We start from the raw sequence: 13924 nt of genomic DNA, 5'->3' as shown, positions 1-13924 counted from the left end.
ATATTATAAACGGTAAATCAACTAGATTTGCTGTTTTTATTTGTTTGAAATAAAATGAGGACTGAAAAAAGATATCATTCTAATTCTTGTATTGGGGTATTAGAGTATTCGCTTAGACTTGAAAATTTCCAGACTTTTTTCCTTTTTGGAAAACTTCTAAAATATGGTATAATGAAAAGATAAAGAAGTTGGGGGTAGAAGATGAACATTCAACAATTACGCTATGTTGTTGCCATTGCCAATAGTGGTACTTTCCGTGAAGCTGCTGAAAAGATGTATGTTAGTCAGCCGAGTCTGTCCATTTCTGTTCGTGATTTGGAAAAAGAGTTGGGCTTTAAGATTTTCCGTCGGACCAGCTCAGGGACTTTCTTGACTCGTCGTGGTATGGAATTCTATGAAAAAGCGCAAGAATTGGTTAAAGGATTTGATATTTTTCAAAATCAGTATGCCAATCCTGAAGAAGAAAAGGATGAATTTTCCATTGCTAGTCAGCACTATGACTTCTTGCCACCAACTATTACTGCCTTTTCAGAGCGCTATCCTGATTACAAAAATTTCCGTATTTTTGAATCGACTACTGTTCAAATCTTAGACGAAGTAGCCCAAGGGCATAGTGAGATTGGGATTATCTACCTTAACAATCAAAATAAAAAGGGTATTATGCAGAGGGTTGAAAAGCTAGGTCTGGAGGTCATTGAGTTGATTCCCTTCCATACCCACATTTATCTTCGTGAAGGGCATCCTTTAGCCCAGAAAGAGGAATTGGTCATGGAGGATTTAGCTGATCTACCAACGGTTCGTTTCACTCAAGAAAAAGACGAGTATCTTTATTATTCAGAGAACTTTGTTGATACCAGTGCGAGCTCGCAGATGTTCAATGTGACAGACCGTGCTACTTTGAATGGTATTTTGGAGCGGACGGACGCTTATGCGACTGGATCTGGATTTTTAGATAGTGATAGTGTTAATGGCATTACAGTCATTCGTCTCAAGGATGACCTGGATAATCACATGGTCTATGTCAAACGGGAGGAAGTGGAGCTTAGTCAAGCTGGGACTCTCTTCGTAGAAGTCATGCAAGAATATTTTGATCAGAAGAGGAAATCATGAAAAAAAGAGCAATAGTGGCAGTCATTGTACTGCTTTTGATTGGGCTGGATCAGTTGGTCAAATCCTATATCGTCCAGCAGATTCCACTGGGTGAAGTGCGTTCTTGGATTCCCAATTTCGTTAGCTTGACCTACCTGCAAAATCGAGGGGCAGCCTTTTCTATCTTACAAGATCAGCAGTTGCTATTCGCTATCATTACCCTGGTCGTCGTGGTTGGTGCCATTTGGTATTTACATAAACACATGGAGGACTCACTCTGGATGGTCTTGGGTTTGACCTTGATTATTGCAGGTGGTCTTGGAAACTTTATTGACAGGATCAGTCAGGGCTTTGTTGTGGATATGTTTCATGTGGACTTTATCAATTTTGCAATTTTCAATGTGGCAGATAGCTATCTGACTGTTGGAGTGATTATTTTATTGATTGCAATGCTAAAAGAGGAAATAAATGGAAATTAAAATTGAAACTGGTGGTCTGCGTTTAGATAAGGCTTTGTCGGATTTGACAGAATTATCACGTAGTCTTGCGAATGAACAAATCAAATCAGGCCAGGTCTTGGTCAATGGTCAAGTCAAGAAAGCTAAATACACAGTTCAAGAGGGCGATGTCGTCACTTACCATGTGCCAGAACCAGAGGTTTTAGAGTATGTAGCTGAGAATCTTCCGCTAGAAATCATCTACCAAGATGAGGATGTGGCCGTCGTTAACAAACCTCAGGGGATGGTTGTGCATCCGAGTGCTGGTCATACTAGTGGAACTCTGGTAAATGCCCTTATGTATCATATTAAGGACTTGTCGGGTATCAATGGGGTTCTGCGTCCAGGAATTGTTCACCGTATTGATAAGGATACGTCAGGCCTTCTTATGATAGCTAAAAATGATGATGCGCATCTAGCACTTGCTCAAGAACTCAAGGATAAAAAGTCTCTCCGCAAATATTGGGCGATTGTTCATGGAAATCTGCCCAATGATCGCGGTGTGATTGAAGCGCCGATTGGTCGTAGCGAAAAAGACCGTAAGAAACAGGCTGTGACTGCTAAAGGAAAGCCTGCAGTAACCCGTTTCCACGTCCTAGAACGCTTTGGTGATTATAGCTTAGTGGAGTTGCAACTGGAGACAGGGCGTACCCATCAAATCCGTGTTCACATGGCTTATATCGGTCATCCAGTCGCTGGTGATGAGGTCTATGGTCCTCGCAAGACTCTGAAAGGTCATGGACAATTTCTTCATGCCAAGACTCTAGGTTTTACTCATCCGAGAACAGGTGAGACCTTGGAATTTACAGCAGATATCCCAGAGATATTTAAGGAAACATTAGAGAGATTGAGAAAGAATTAGACGTGATAAAAGGTTGAGATGACTTGTCTCGACCTTTTTCCTATCAACTCTTTTCTATTTCCTGTCATTCATGTTATAATGGATAAATATGAAGAATCGGAGTGAAACTATGAAATTCAAACGGATTGTCTTTAAGGTGGGGACTTCTTCTCTGACGAATGAGGATGGAAGTTTATCACGTAGTAAGGTAAAGGCTATTACTCAGCAGTTGGCTATGTTGCACGAGTCTGGTCATGAATTGATTTTGGTGTCGTCAGGTGCCATTGCTGCTGGTTTTGGAGCCTTAGGATTTAAAAAGCGTCCGACTAAGATTGCTGATAAACAGGCTTCAGCAGCGGTAGGACAAGGACTTTTGTTGGAAGAATACACGACCAATCTTCTCTTGCGCCAAATCGTTTCTGCGCAAATCTTGCTGACTCAGGATGACTTTGTGGATAAGCGCCGTTATAAAAATGCCCATCAGGCTTTGTCAGTTCTACTTAGCCGTGGGGCGATTCCTATCATCAACGAGAATGACAGTGTCGTCATTGATGAGCTCAAGGTTGGGGACAATGACACTTTAAGTGCCCAGGTAGCGGCCATGGTCCAAGCAGACCTTTTGGTTCTCTTGACAGATGTGGACGGTCTCTATACTGGAAATCCTAATTCAGATCCAACAGCCAAACGCTTGGAGAAAATCGAGACCATTAATCGTGAGATTATCGATATGGCTGGCGGAGCTGGCTCTTCAAACGGAACTGGGGGCATGCTAACAAAAATCAAGGCTGCAACTATTGCGACAGAATCAGGAGTTCCTGTTTATATCTGTTCATCCTTGAAATCAGATGCCATGATTGAGGCGGCAGAGGAGACCAAGGATGGTTCTTACTTTGTTGCGCAAGAGAAGGGACTTCGTACCCAAAAACAATGGCTGGCCTTCTATGCTCAGAGTCAGGGTTCTATTTGGGTTGATAAAGGGGCTGCAGAAGCTCTCTCTCAACATGGAAAGAGTCTTCTCTTATCTGGTATCGTTGAAGCAGAAGGAGCCTTTTCTTACGGTGATATCGTGACAGTATTTGACAAGGAAAGTGGAAAATCACTTGGAAAAGGGCGCGTGCAATTTGGAGCATCTGCTTTGGAGGATATGTTGCGTTCTCAAAAAGCCAAGGGTGTCTTGATTCACCGTGATGACTGGATTTCCATTACTCCTGAAATCCAACTTCTCTTTACAGAATTTTAGAGGTAAACTATGGTAAGTACACAAGAACAATTTGAACAGGTACAGGCTGTTAAGAAGTCTATCAACACAGCTAGTGAAGACGTAAAAAACCAAGCCTTGCTAGCCATGGCTGATCATTTAGTGGCTGCTACTGAGGAGATTTTAGCAGCCAATGCCCTCGATATGGCAGCGGCCAAGGGGAAAATCTCAGATGTTATGTTGGATCGTCTTTATTTGGATGCAGGACGTATTGAAGCAATGGCAACTGGGATTCGTGAAGTGGTTGCTTTACCAGATCCAATCGGTGAAGTTTTGGAAACCAATCAGCTTGAAAATGGCTTGGTTATCACAAAGAAACGTGTGGCTATGGGCGTTATCGGTATTATCTATGAGAGCCGTCCAAATGTGACATCTGATGCGGCTGCTTTGGCTCTTAAAAGTGGAAATGCAGTTGTTCTTCGTAGTGGTAAGGACGCCTATCAAACAGCCCATGCCATTGTCACAGCTTTGAAGAAGGGCTTGGAGACGACTACTATTCACCCAGATGTGATTCAACTGGTGGAAGATACTAGCCGAGAAAGTAGCTATGCCATGATGAAGGCCAAGGGATATCTAGACCTCCTTATTCCTCGTGGGGGAGCTGGTTTGATCAATGCCGTGGTTGAGAATGCTATCGTACCTGTTATTGAGACCGGAACTGGGATTGTCCATGTTTATGTCGATAAGGATGCAGACGAAGACAAGGCCCTGTCTATCATCAACAATGCCAAAACTAGTCGTCCTTCTGTCTGCAATGCCATGGAGGTTCTCCTTGTTCATGAAGACAAAGCAGCAAGCTTCCTTCCTCGCTTGGAGCAAGTTCTAGTTGCAGAGCGTAAGGAAGCTGGACTGGAGCCAATTCAATTCCGATTGGATAGCAAAGCAAGCCAATTCGTTTCAGGTCGAGCAGCTGAGGCCCAAGACTTTGACACCGAGTTTTTAGACTATGTCCTAGCTGTTAAGGTTGTGAGCAGTTTAGAAGAAGCGGTTGCCCATATTGAAGCCCACAGTACCCATCATTCGGATGCCATTGTAACGGAAAATGCTGAAGCTGCAGCTTACTTTACAGATCAAGTGGACTCTGCAGCGGTTTATGTCAATGCCTCAACTCGTTTCACAGATGGGGGACAATTTGGTCTTGGATGTGAGATGGGAATTTCTACTCAGAAATTGCACGCGCGCGGTCCAATGGGCTTAAAAGAATTGACTAGCTACAAGTATGTGGTTACTGGTGACGGACAGATAAGGGAGTAAGAGATGAAGATTGGATTTATCGGTTTGGGGAATATGGGTGCTAGCTTGGCCAAGGCTGTTTTGCAGGCCAAGACGGGCGATGACATTCTCCTTGCCAATCGTAGTCAAGCCAAGGTAGATGCTTTCATTGCAGACTTTGGTGGTCAAGCTTCTAGCAATGAAGAAATATTTGCAGAAGCAGATGTGATTTTTCTAGGAGTGAAGCCTGCTCAGTTTTCTGAACTGCTTTCTCAATATCAGACCATCCTTGAAAAACGAGAAAGTCTTCTTTTGATTTCCATGGCAGCTGGATTGACTTTAGAAAAACTAGCAAGTCTTATCCCAAATCAACACAGAATTATTCGTATGATGCCAAATACTCCTGCTTCTATCGGTCAAGGAGTGATTAGCTATGCCTTGTCTCCTAATTGCAGGGCTGAGGACAGTGAGCTCTTTTGTCAGCTTTTAGCCAAGGCTGGTCTCTTGGTTGAACTAGGAGAAGGCTTAATAGATGCAGCGACAGGTCTTGCAGGTTGTGGACCAGCCTTTGTCTATCTCTTTATTGAGGCCTTGGCAGATGCGGGTGTTCAGACGGGATTGCCACGAGAAACGGCATTGAAAATGGCAGCTCAAACCGTGGTAGGAGCTGGTCAATTGGTCCTAGAAAGCCAAGAGCATCCTGGGGTCTTGAAAGACCAAGTCTGTAGCCCAGGCGGTTCGACTATTGCAGGCGTAGCAAGCCTAGAAGCGCATGCTTTTCGAGGAACGGTCATGGATGCAGTTGGTCAAGCATACAAACGAACACAAGAATTAGGTAAATAAGAGGTGGATGTGTCTGCCTCTTTTATGGTGGTTGATACTCTTCGAAAATCTCTTCAAACTGCGTCAACTTACATCTGCAACCTCAAAACAGTGTTTTGAGCAACCTGCGGGTAGCTTCCTAGTTTGCTCTTTGATTTTCATTGAGTATGAAATGAGAAGACAAAAAGATTGTCACAAACCCCTATTTTTTTGATAGAATAGAAGTAGTAAAAAAGAAATGAGTTAGACATGTCAAAAGGATTTTTAGTCTCTCTTGAGGGACCAGAGGGAGCAGGAAAGACCAGTGTTTTAGAGGCTCTGCTACCAATTTTAGAGGAAAAAGGGGTAGAGGTGCTGACGACCCGTGAACCTGGCGGAGTCTTGATTGGGGAGAAGATTCGGGAAGTGATTTTGGACCCAAGTCATACTCAGATGGATCCTAAAACGGAACTCCTTCTCTATATCGCCAGTCGCAGACAGCACTTGGTGGAAAAAGTTCTTCCAGCACTTGAAGCTAGCAAGTTGGTCATTATGGACCGCTTCATCGATAGTTCTCTTGCCTATCAGGGATTTGGCCGTGGTTTGGATATCGATGATATTGATTGGCTCAATCAGTTTGCGACAGATGGCCTTAAACCTGATTTGACACTCTATTTTGACATCGAGGTGGAAGAAGGACTGGCTCGCATTGCTGCTAATAGCAATCGTGAGGTCAATCGTTTGGACTTGGAAGGGTTGGACTTGCATAAAAAAGTTCGTCAAGGCTACCTTTCTCTTCTGAACAAAGAAGGGAATCGCATTGTCAAGATCAATGCTAGTCTCCCTTTGGAGCAAGTTGTGGAAACTACCAAGGCTATCTTGTTTGATAGAATGGGATTAGCTAAATGAAACAAGATCAACTAAAGGCCTGGCAGCCAGAACAGTTTGACCGCTTTGTCCGTATCTTGGAGCAAGACCAGCTCAATCATGCCTATCTCTTTTCAGGTTTCTTTGGAAGCTTGGAAATGGCGCAGTTTTTGGCTAAGAGCCTCTTTTGTACAGATAAGGTAGGCGTTTTACCATGTGAGAAATGCCGAAATTGTAAGCTGATTGAACAGGGAGAATTTCCCGATGTCACCTTGATTAAGCCAGTCAATCAGGTCATCAAGACAGAACGCATTCGGGAATTGGTGGGCCAGTTTTCTCAAGCAGGGATTGAAAGCCAGCAGCAGGTTTTTATAATCGAGCAAGCTGAGAAAATGCATCCTAATGCAGCCAATTCTCTGCTCAAGGTCATCGAAGAACCCCAGAGTGAGGTTTACATTTTCTTCTTGACTAGCGATGAGGAAAAGATCTTACCAACAATCCGCAGTCGGACCCAGATTTTCCACTTTAAAAAGCAAGAAGAACAACTCATCCATCAATTAGAACAAGCAGGTCTGGTCAAGAAAAAAGCGACTCTTTTAGCCCAGTTTAGTCAATCGCGAGCTGAAGCAGAAAAGTTGGCTAATCAGGCAAGTTTTTGGACATTGGTCGATGAAAGTGAACGCCTGCTGACTTGGTTAGTAGCTAAGAAAAAAGAAAGTTATTTGCAAGTTGCCAAACTAGCTAGCTTAGCAGATGACAAGGAAAAACAAGATCAGGTTTTACGGATTCTTGAAGTTCTCTGTGGACAAGATATTCTACAAGCAAGAGTAAGAGTGATTTTACAAGATTTGCTAGAAGCTAGAAAAATGTGGCAGGCTAATGTCAGCTTTCAAAATGCCATGGAATACCTGATCTTGAAAGAAATATAAACTCAGAGATGAATGATAAAGAAAGGAAAGGGCTGTTTTATGGACAAAAAGGAATTATTTGACGCGCTAGATGATTTTTCCCAACAGTTATTGGTAACCTTAGCCGATGTGGAAGCCATCAAGAAAAATCTCAAGAGCCTGGTAGAGGAAAATACAGCTCTTCGCTTGGAAAATAGTAAGTTGCGAGAACGCTTGGGTGAGGTGGAAGCAGATGCTCCCGTCAAGGCCAAGCATGTTCGTGAAAGTGTCCGTCGCATTTACCGGGATGGATTTCACGTTTGTAATGATTTTTATGGACAACGTCGAGAGCAGGATGAGGAATGTATGTTCTGTGACGAGTTGTTATACAGGGAGTAGGCATGCAGATTCAAAAAAGTTTTAAGGGGCAGTCTCCCTATGGCAAGCTGTACCTAGTGGCAACGCCGATTGGCAATCTAGATGATATGACCTTTCGAGCTATTCAGACCTTGAAAGAAGTGGACTGGATTGCTGCTGAGGACACGCGCAATACAGGTCTATTGCTCAAGCATTTTGACATTTCTACCAAGCAAATCAGTTTTTATGAGCACAATGCCAAGGAAAAGATTCCTGATTTGATTGGTTTCCTGAAAGCAGGGCAAAGTATTGCTCAGGTATCCGACGCGGGTCTGCCTAGCATCTCAGACCCTGGTCATGATTTGGTTAAGGCAGCCATTGAGGAAGAAATTGCAGTAGTGACTGTTCCAGGTGCCTCTGCAGGAATTTCTGCCTTGATTGCCAGTGGTTTAGCGCCACAGCCACATATCTTTTACGGCTTTTTACCGAGAAAATCAGGCCAGCAAAAGCAATTTTTCGACTCGAAAAAAGACTATCCTGAAACTCAGATTTTCTATGAATCGCCCCATCGTGTAGCTGATACGTTGGAAAATATGCTAGAAGTCTACGGCGACCGCTCGGTCGTCTTGGTCAGGGAATTGACCAAAATCTATGAAGAATACCAAAGAGGAAAGATCTCTGAATTGCTGGAAAGCATCTCTGAAACGCCACTTAAGGGAGAATGCCTTCTTATCGTTGAAGGTGCCAGTCAGGATGTGGAAGAAAAAGACGAGGAAGACTTGTTCTTAGAAATCCAAGTCCGCATCCAGCAAGGCATGAAGAAAAACCAAGCTATCAAGGAAGTCGCTAAGATTTACCAGTGGAATAAAAGCCAGCTTTATGCTGCCTACCACGAATGGGAAGAAAATCAAGAAAATGACTAAACAGGGAAGTTTGCCTTCTTCCCTTTTTTTGTTATACTAGTAGAAGAAAAAATTAGAAAGATTTGTGGGAGTGAAAAAGTCCGGGGGACTTTTTCAGCCTGAGCCAAGAAATTCGAGAGCGAAGTAAGTCCTGTGGACTTTTTCAGCCTGATCCAAGAAATTCGAAAACTCTTAAGTTTGATTGGCTTTTTCAATGTGAACCTTGTCTTCATACTCCCAAAGAGGTATTAGTGTCGTGTCTCAATCTTATATCAATGTTATCGGTGCTGGTTTGGCAGGTTCTGAAGCAGCCTACCAAATTGCAGAACGTGGTATTCCAGTTAAACTCTATGAAATGCGTGGTGTCAAGTCAACACCTCAACACAAAACAAACAATTTTGCAGAGTTAGTTTGTTCTAATTCTCTTCGTGGAGATGCTCTGACAAATGCAGTTGGTCTTCTCAAGGAAGAAATGCGTCGCTTGGGTTCTGTTATTTTGGAATCTGCTGAGGCTACACGTGTTCCTGCAGGAGGAGCTCTTGCGGTGGACCGTGATGTTTTCTCCCAAATGGTAACCGAAAAAGTGGCCAACCATCCCTTGATTGAAGTGGTGCGTGATGAAATTACAGAATTACCGACTGATGTTATTACAGTTGTGGCGACTGGTCCCTTGACTAGCGATGCCTTGGCTGAAAAGATTCATGCTCTTAATGACGGCGATGGTTTCTATTTCTACGATGCGGCAGCGCCGATTATCGATGTCAATACTATAGATATGAGCAAGGTCTATCTCAAGTCTCGTTATGATAAGGGAGAAGCCGCTTATCTCAACGCTCCAATGACCAAGCAAGAGTTTATGGATTTCCATGAAGCCTTGGTCAGTGCGGAAGAAGCACCGCTCAATTCTTTCGAAAAAGAAAAGTACTTTGAAGGCTGTATGCCTATCGAAGTCATGGCCAAACGAGGTATTAAAACCATGCTTTATGGCCCTATGAAACCAGTCGGTCTTGAGTATCCAGACGACTACACAGGACCTCGTGATGGAGAATTCAAAACCCCTTATGCGGTTGTCCAGCTTCGTCAGGACAATGCGGCTGGTAGCCTTTACAATATTGTTGGTTTCCAGACCCACCTCAAATGGGGAGAACAAAAGCGTGTCTTCCAAATGATTCCAGGTCTTGAAAATGCGGAGTTTGTACGTTATGGTGTCATGCACCGCAATTCTTACATGGATTCACCAAATCTTCTTGAGCAGACCTATCGTTCCAAGAAACAGCCAAACCTCTTCTTTGCTGGTCAGATGACAGGTGTGGAAGGCTATGTTGAGTCAGCTGCTTCAGGCTTGGTTGCGGGAATTAACGCCGCTCGTCTCTTCAAGGGAGAAAGCGAGGCTGTTTTCCCAGAGACCACAGCGATTGGAAGTCTGGCTCATTATATCACCCATGCTGACAGCAAACATTTCCAACCAATGAATGTCAACTTTGGGATTATCAAGGAGTTGGAAGGCGAGCGTATTCGTGATAAGAAGGCTCGTTATGAAAAAATTGCAGAGCGCGCTCTTAGCGACCTAGAAGAATTTTTAACTGTCTAATTTTTTTGAAAGAATTGCTCATGATACTATAAAAATCTTAGAAATTGTGATAAAATAGGTAGGATAAAAGAAGGAGAGTGAAAATGGCGAATCCCAAGTATAAACGTATTTTAATCAAGTTATCAGGTGAAGCCCTTGCCGGTGAACGAGGCGTAGGGATTGATATCCAAACAGTTCAAACAATCGCAAAAGAGATTCAAGAAGTTCATAGCTTAGGTATCGAAATTGCCCTTGTTATTGGTGGAGGAAATCTCTGGCGTGGCGAACCTGCTGCAGAAGCAGGAATGGACCGCGTTCAGGCAGATTACACAGGAATGCTTGGGACTGTTATGAATGCTCTTGTGATGGCAGATTCATTGCAACAAGTTGGGGTTGATACACGTGTGCAAACAGCTATTGCTATGCAACAAGTGGCAGAGCCTTATGTCCGTGGCCGTGCCCTTCGTCACCTTGAAAAAGGCCGTATCGTTATCTTTGGTGCCGGAATTGGTTCACCTTACTTCTCAACCGATACAACAGCGGCCCTTCGTGCAGCTGAAATCGAAGCAGATGCCATCCTTATGGCTAAAAATGGTGTCGACGGTGTTTACAATGCCGATCCTAAGAAGGACAAGACAGCTGTTAAATTTGAAGAATTGACCCACCGTGACGTTATCAATAAAGGTCTCCGTATCATGGACTCAACAGCTTCAACCCTCTCAATGGACAACGATATTGACTTGGTTGTCTTTAACATGAACCAACCAGGCAACATCAAACGTGTCGTATTTGGTGAAAATATCGGAACAACAGTTTCAAATAATATCGAAGAAAAGGAATAAGAAAGATTATGGCTAACGCAATTATTGAAAAAGCTAAAGAGAGAATGACCCAGTCTCACCAATCACTTGCTCGTGAATTTGGTGGTATCCGTGCTGGCCGTGCCAATGCAAGCTTGCTTGACCGTGTACATGTAGAATACTATGGAGTCGAAACTCCTCTTAACCAAATCGCTTCAATTACCATTCCAGAAGCGCGTGTTTTGTTGGTAACACCATTTGACAAGTCTTCATTGAAAGACATCGAACGTGCTTTGAACGCTTCTGATCTTGGTATCACACCAGCGAATGACGGTTCTGTGATTCGCTTGGTTATCCCAGCTCTTACAGAAGAAACTCGTCGTGACCTTGCTAAAGAAGTGAAGAAGGTCGGTGAGAATGCTAAGGTGGCTGTCCGCAATATCCGTCGCGATGCTATGGACGAAGCTAAGAAACAAGAAAAAGCAAAAGAAATCACTGAAGACGAATTGAAGACTCTTGAAAAAGACATTCAAAAAGTAACAGACGATGCTGTTAAACACATCGACGACATGACTGCCAACAAAGAGAAAGAACTTTTGGAAGTCTAAAAATAAACAGAAAAACTCAGTTGGCATTGCTGGCTGAGTTTTATTCGAAAGAAGGAAATATGAATACAAATCTTGCAAGTTTTATCGTTGGACTGATCATCGATGAAAACGACCGTTTTTACTTTGTGCAAAAGGATGGTCAAACCTATGCTCTTGCTAAGGAAGAAGGTCAACATACGGTAGGGGATACGGTCAAAGGTTTTGCCTACACGGATATGAAGCAAAAACTCCGCCTGACCACTCTAGAAGTGACCGCCACTCAGGACCAATTTGGTTGGGGAACTGTAACGGAAGTTCGTAAAGACTTGGGTGTCTTTGTGGATACAGGCCTTCCTGACAAGGAAATCGTTGTGTCACTCGATATTCTCCCTGAGCTCAAGGAACTCTGGCCTAAGAAGGGCGACCAACTTTACATCCGTCTCGAAGTGGACAAGAAAGACCGTATCTGGGGACTCTTGGCTTATCAAGAAGACTTCAAACGTCTGGCTCGTCCTGCCTACAACAACATGCAGAACCAAAACTGGCCAGCCATTGTTTACCGCCTCAAGCTGTCAGGGACTTTTGTTTACCTGCCAGAAAATAACATGCTTGGCTTTATCCATCCTAGCGAGCGCTACGCAGAGCCACGTTTGGGTCAAGTTTTAGATGCGCGTGTTATTGGTTTCCGTGAAGTGGACCGTACTTTGAACCTATCCCTTAAACCACGTTCCTTTGAGATGTTGGAAAATGATGCCCAGATGATTTTGACCTACTTGGAAAGCAATGGTGGTTTCATGACCTTGAATGACAAGTCATCCCCTGAGGATATCAAGGCAACCTTTGGAATTTCTAAAGGTCAGTTCAAGAAAGCACTCGGTGGCTTGATGAAGGCTGGTAAAATCAAGCAAGACCAGTTTGGGACAGAGTTGATTTAGGGAGACATATGAGAAAATCATTTTACACTTGGCTCATGACCGAGCGCAATCCTAAAAGTAACAGTCCCAAAGCTATCTTGGCAGACCTAGCTTTTGAAGAGTCAGCCTTTCCAAAACACACAGATGATTTTGATGAGGTGAGTCGCTTTTTGGAGGAGCATGCCAGTTTCTCTTTTAACCTAGGAGACTTTGACGCTATCTGGCAAGAATACATAGAGCACTAGCATGATTCACTGGGTTTGGGCTAGTAATTTCTCCACCCCTTTGCTATAATAAAAAGAAATAAAAGGATTAGAGAGGTTCTTTATTTGAAGGAACATTCAATAGACATTCAACTGAGTCATCCAGATGACCTGTTTCATCTTTTTGGTTCCAATGAGCGCCATCTTCGTTTGATGGAAGAAGAGCTTGATGTTGTGATTCATGCCCGTACAGAGATTGTACAGGTTTTAGGAGAAGAGACTGCCTGTGAGGAAGCCCGTCAGGTTATTCAAGCTCTCATGGTCTTGGTAAATCGTGGGATGACCGTTGGTACGCCAGATGTGGTGACTGCAATTAGCATGGTCAAAAACGATGAAATCGACAAGTTTGTCGCCCTTTACGAAGAAGAAATCATCAAGGATAATACTGGGAAGCCTATCCGTGTCAAAACCCTGGGTCAAAAACTTTATGTGGACAGTGTTAAACAGCATGATGTGACCTTTGGAATTGGGCCAGCAGGTACAGGGAAGACCTTCCTTGCAGTGACGTTGGCTGTGACAGCTCTTAAACGTGGTCAGGTTAAGCGGATTATCCTAACACGCCCGGCGGTGGAAGCAGGAGAGAGTCTAGGTTTTCTTCCGGGTGATCTTAAGGAGAAGGTAGATCCTTACCTTCGACCTGTTTATGATGCCTTGTATCAGATTCTGGGGAAAGACCAAACAACTCGACTCATGGAGCGTGAAATTATCGAGATTGCGCCCCTTGCCTATATGCGTGGACGGACCTTGGATGATGCTTTTGTCATTCTCGATGAGGCGCAAAATACGACTATCATGCAGATGAAGATGTTTTTGACTCGTTTAGGCTTTAATTCTAAGATGATTGTCAATGGAGATATCAGTCAGATTGACCTTCCGCGTAACGTCAAGTCCGGTTTGATTGATGCCCAAGAGAAACTCAAGAACATCCATCAGATTGACTTTGTTCATTTTTCAGCCAAGGATGTGGTTCGCCATCCAGTTGTCGCTCAGATTATCCGAGCCTATGAACCAGTACCAGTTAAAAATGAAGGGCGTGAAGAAGTCCAAGAAGAAACAGAATAGCAAAAAAGAGCAGTTCA

At 43.5% G+C, this 13924-nt stretch carries 16 protein-coding genes and 1 pseudogene; 16 read left to right on the top strand and 1 reads right to left on the bottom strand.

Annotated features, from left to right (window positions below; genetic code table 11):
- Positions 1–134: 134 nt before the first annotated feature.
- A pseudogene (locus O3664_RS03115) lies at positions 135–209 on the bottom strand (AraC family transcriptional regulator); the annotation flags it as partial.
- Here O3664_RS03115 and O3664_RS03110 point away from each other — a divergent pair.
- From O3664_RS03110 to O3664_RS03035, 16 genes are all read left to right on the top strand, one after another.
- Entirely contained in the window at positions 202–1110 is a 909-nt protein-coding gene (locus O3664_RS03110) for a LysR family transcriptional regulator (protein WP_001025692.1), read from the top strand. The pseudogene O3664_RS03115 and the gene O3664_RS03110 overlap by 8 nt on opposite strands.
- Entirely contained in the window at positions 1107–1568 is a 462-nt protein-coding gene (gene lspA, locus O3664_RS03105; RefSeq protein ID WP_084928598.1) for a signal peptidase II, read from the top strand. The genes O3664_RS03110 and lspA overlap by 4 nt, the downstream gene beginning before the upstream one ends.
- Positions 1558–2448 carry an RluA family pseudouridine synthase gene (locus O3664_RS03100; protein WP_084928597.1) on the top strand — a complete coding sequence of 297 codons (891 nt, stop codon included), beginning with the start codon at positions 1558–1560 and terminating at the stop codon, positions 2446–2448. Before lspA ends, O3664_RS03100 begins: the two co-directional genes overlap by 11 nt.
- Positions 2449–2557: 109 nt before the next feature.
- Positions 2558–3667 (top strand): glutamate 5-kinase, encoded by a 1110-nt coding sequence (proB, locus tag O3664_RS03095; protein WP_239822238.1) that lies wholly within the window; start codon positions 2558–2560, stop codon positions 3665–3667.
- 9 nt (positions 3668–3676) lie between these two features.
- Positions 3677–4939 (top strand): glutamate-5-semialdehyde dehydrogenase, encoded by a 1263-nt coding sequence (locus O3664_RS03090; protein ID WP_084928595.1) that lies wholly within the window; start codon positions 3677–3679, stop codon positions 4937–4939.
- A 3-nt stretch (positions 4940–4942) separates the two neighbouring features.
- Entirely contained in the window at positions 4943–5740 is a 798-nt protein-coding gene (gene proC, locus O3664_RS03085) for a pyrroline-5-carboxylate reductase (RefSeq protein WP_371613622.1), read from the top strand.
- A gap of 228 nt (positions 5741–5968) precedes the next feature.
- Positions 5969–6607 (top strand): dTMP kinase, encoded by a 639-nt coding sequence (tmk, locus tag O3664_RS03080; protein WP_371613621.1) that lies wholly within the window; start codon positions 5969–5971, stop codon positions 6605–6607.
- Positions 6604–7494: a DNA polymerase III subunit delta' gene (locus O3664_RS03075; RefSeq protein ID WP_045606305.1), complete on the top strand. Its 891-nt coding sequence runs from the start codon at positions 6604–6606 to the stop codon at positions 7492–7494. Before tmk ends, O3664_RS03075 begins: the two co-directional genes overlap by 4 nt.
- A 39-nt stretch (positions 7495–7533) precedes the next feature.
- Positions 7534–7851, top strand: coding sequence for a DNA replication initiation control protein YabA (yabA, locus tag O3664_RS03070; protein WP_000358228.1), 318 nt, complete (start codon positions 7534–7536; stop codon positions 7849–7851).
- Between the two features lie 2 nt (positions 7852–7853).
- Positions 7854–8732 (top strand): 16S rRNA (cytidine(1402)-2'-O)-methyltransferase, encoded by an 879-nt coding sequence (gene rsmI / locus O3664_RS03065; RefSeq protein ID WP_084928592.1) that lies wholly within the window; start codon positions 7854–7856, stop codon positions 8730–8732.
- A gap of 235 nt (positions 8733–8967) precedes the next feature.
- Positions 8968–10302 carry a methylenetetrahydrofolate--tRNA-(uracil(54)-C(5))-methyltransferase (FADH(2)-oxidizing) TrmFO gene (gene trmFO, locus O3664_RS03060; RefSeq protein ID WP_371613620.1) on the top strand — a complete coding sequence of 445 codons (1335 nt, stop codon included), beginning with the start codon at positions 8968–8970 and terminating at the stop codon, positions 10300–10302.
- A gap of 83 nt (positions 10303–10385) precedes the next feature.
- Positions 10386–11123 (top strand): UMP kinase, encoded by a 738-nt coding sequence (gene pyrH, locus O3664_RS03055; RefSeq protein ID WP_000002996.1) that lies wholly within the window; start codon positions 10386–10388, stop codon positions 11121–11123.
- An 8-nt stretch (positions 11124–11131) separates the two neighbouring features.
- Positions 11132–11689 carry a ribosome recycling factor gene (gene frr, locus O3664_RS03050; RefSeq protein WP_001262225.1) on the top strand — a complete coding sequence of 186 codons (558 nt, stop codon included), beginning with the start codon at positions 11132–11134 and terminating at the stop codon, positions 11687–11689.
- A gap of 59 nt (positions 11690–11748) precedes the next feature.
- Complete coding sequence (cvfB, locus tag O3664_RS03045; RefSeq protein ID WP_001095458.1) at positions 11749–12603, top strand: RNA-binding virulence regulatory protein CvfB; 855 nt, start codon at positions 11749–11751, stop codon at positions 12601–12603.
- An 8-nt stretch (positions 12604–12611) separates the two neighbouring features.
- On the top strand, positions 12612–12827 hold the full coding sequence (locus tag O3664_RS03040) for a YozE family protein (protein ID WP_001232083.1): 216 nt from the start codon (positions 12612–12614) through the stop codon (positions 12825–12827).
- Between the two features lie 84 nt (positions 12828–12911).
- A complete protein-coding gene (locus O3664_RS03035; protein WP_261240218.1) occupies positions 12912–13907 on the top strand; it encodes a PhoH family protein in 996 nt (331 codons plus the stop codon).
- Positions 13908–13924: the final 17 nt, after the last annotated feature.

Source organism: Streptococcus sp. 27098_8_109 (genome assembly GCF_041432295.1).
Classification (GTDB): domain Bacteria; phylum Bacillota; class Bacilli; order Lactobacillales; family Streptococcaceae; genus Streptococcus.
Note: the sequence above shows the minus strand (reverse complement) of the source record. Positions and strands in the feature narration are given on the sequence as shown.

Excerpts from the sequence above, each read along its gene's own strand:
- O3664_RS03110 (WP_001025692.1), top strand. The coding sequence starts at position 202 with ATGAACATTCAACAATTACGCTATGTTGTTGCCATTGCCAATAGTGGT.
- lspA (WP_084928598.1), top strand. The coding sequence starts at position 1,107 with ATGAAAAAAAGAGCAATAGTGGCAGTCATTGTACTGCTTTTGATTGGG.
- O3664_RS03100 (WP_084928597.1), top strand. The coding sequence starts at position 1,558 with ATGGAAATTAAAATTGAAACTGGTGGTCTGCGTTTAGATAAGGCTTTG.
- proB (WP_239822238.1), top strand. The coding sequence starts at position 2,558 with ATGAAATTCAAACGGATTGTCTTTAAGGTGGGGACTTCTTCTCTGACG.
- O3664_RS03090 (WP_084928595.1), top strand. The coding sequence starts at position 3,677 with ATGGTAAGTACACAAGAACAATTTGAACAGGTACAGGCTGTTAAGAAG.
- proC (WP_371613622.1), top strand. The coding sequence starts at position 4,943 with ATGAAGATTGGATTTATCGGTTTGGGGAATATGGGTGCTAGCTTGGCC.
- tmk (WP_371613621.1), top strand. The coding sequence starts at position 5,969 with ATGTCAAAAGGATTTTTAGTCTCTCTTGAGGGACCAGAGGGAGCAGGA.
- O3664_RS03075 (WP_045606305.1), top strand. The coding sequence starts at position 6,604 with ATGAAACAAGATCAACTAAAGGCCTGGCAGCCAGAACAGTTTGACCGC.
- yabA (WP_000358228.1), top strand. The coding sequence starts at position 7,534 with ATGGACAAAAAGGAATTATTTGACGCGCTAGATGATTTTTCCCAACAG.
- rsmI (WP_084928592.1), top strand. The coding sequence starts at position 7,854 with ATGCAGATTCAAAAAAGTTTTAAGGGGCAGTCTCCCTATGGCAAGCTG.
- pyrH (WP_000002996.1), top strand. The coding sequence starts at position 10,386 with ATGGCGAATCCCAAGTATAAACGTATTTTAATCAAGTTATCAGGTGAA.
- frr (WP_001262225.1), top strand. The coding sequence starts at position 11,132 with ATGGCTAACGCAATTATTGAAAAAGCTAAAGAGAGAATGACCCAGTCT.
- cvfB (WP_001095458.1), top strand. The coding sequence starts at position 11,749 with ATGAATACAAATCTTGCAAGTTTTATCGTTGGACTGATCATCGATGAA.
- O3664_RS03040 (WP_001232083.1), top strand. The coding sequence starts at position 12,612 with ATGAGAAAATCATTTTACACTTGGCTCATGACCGAGCGCAATCCTAAA.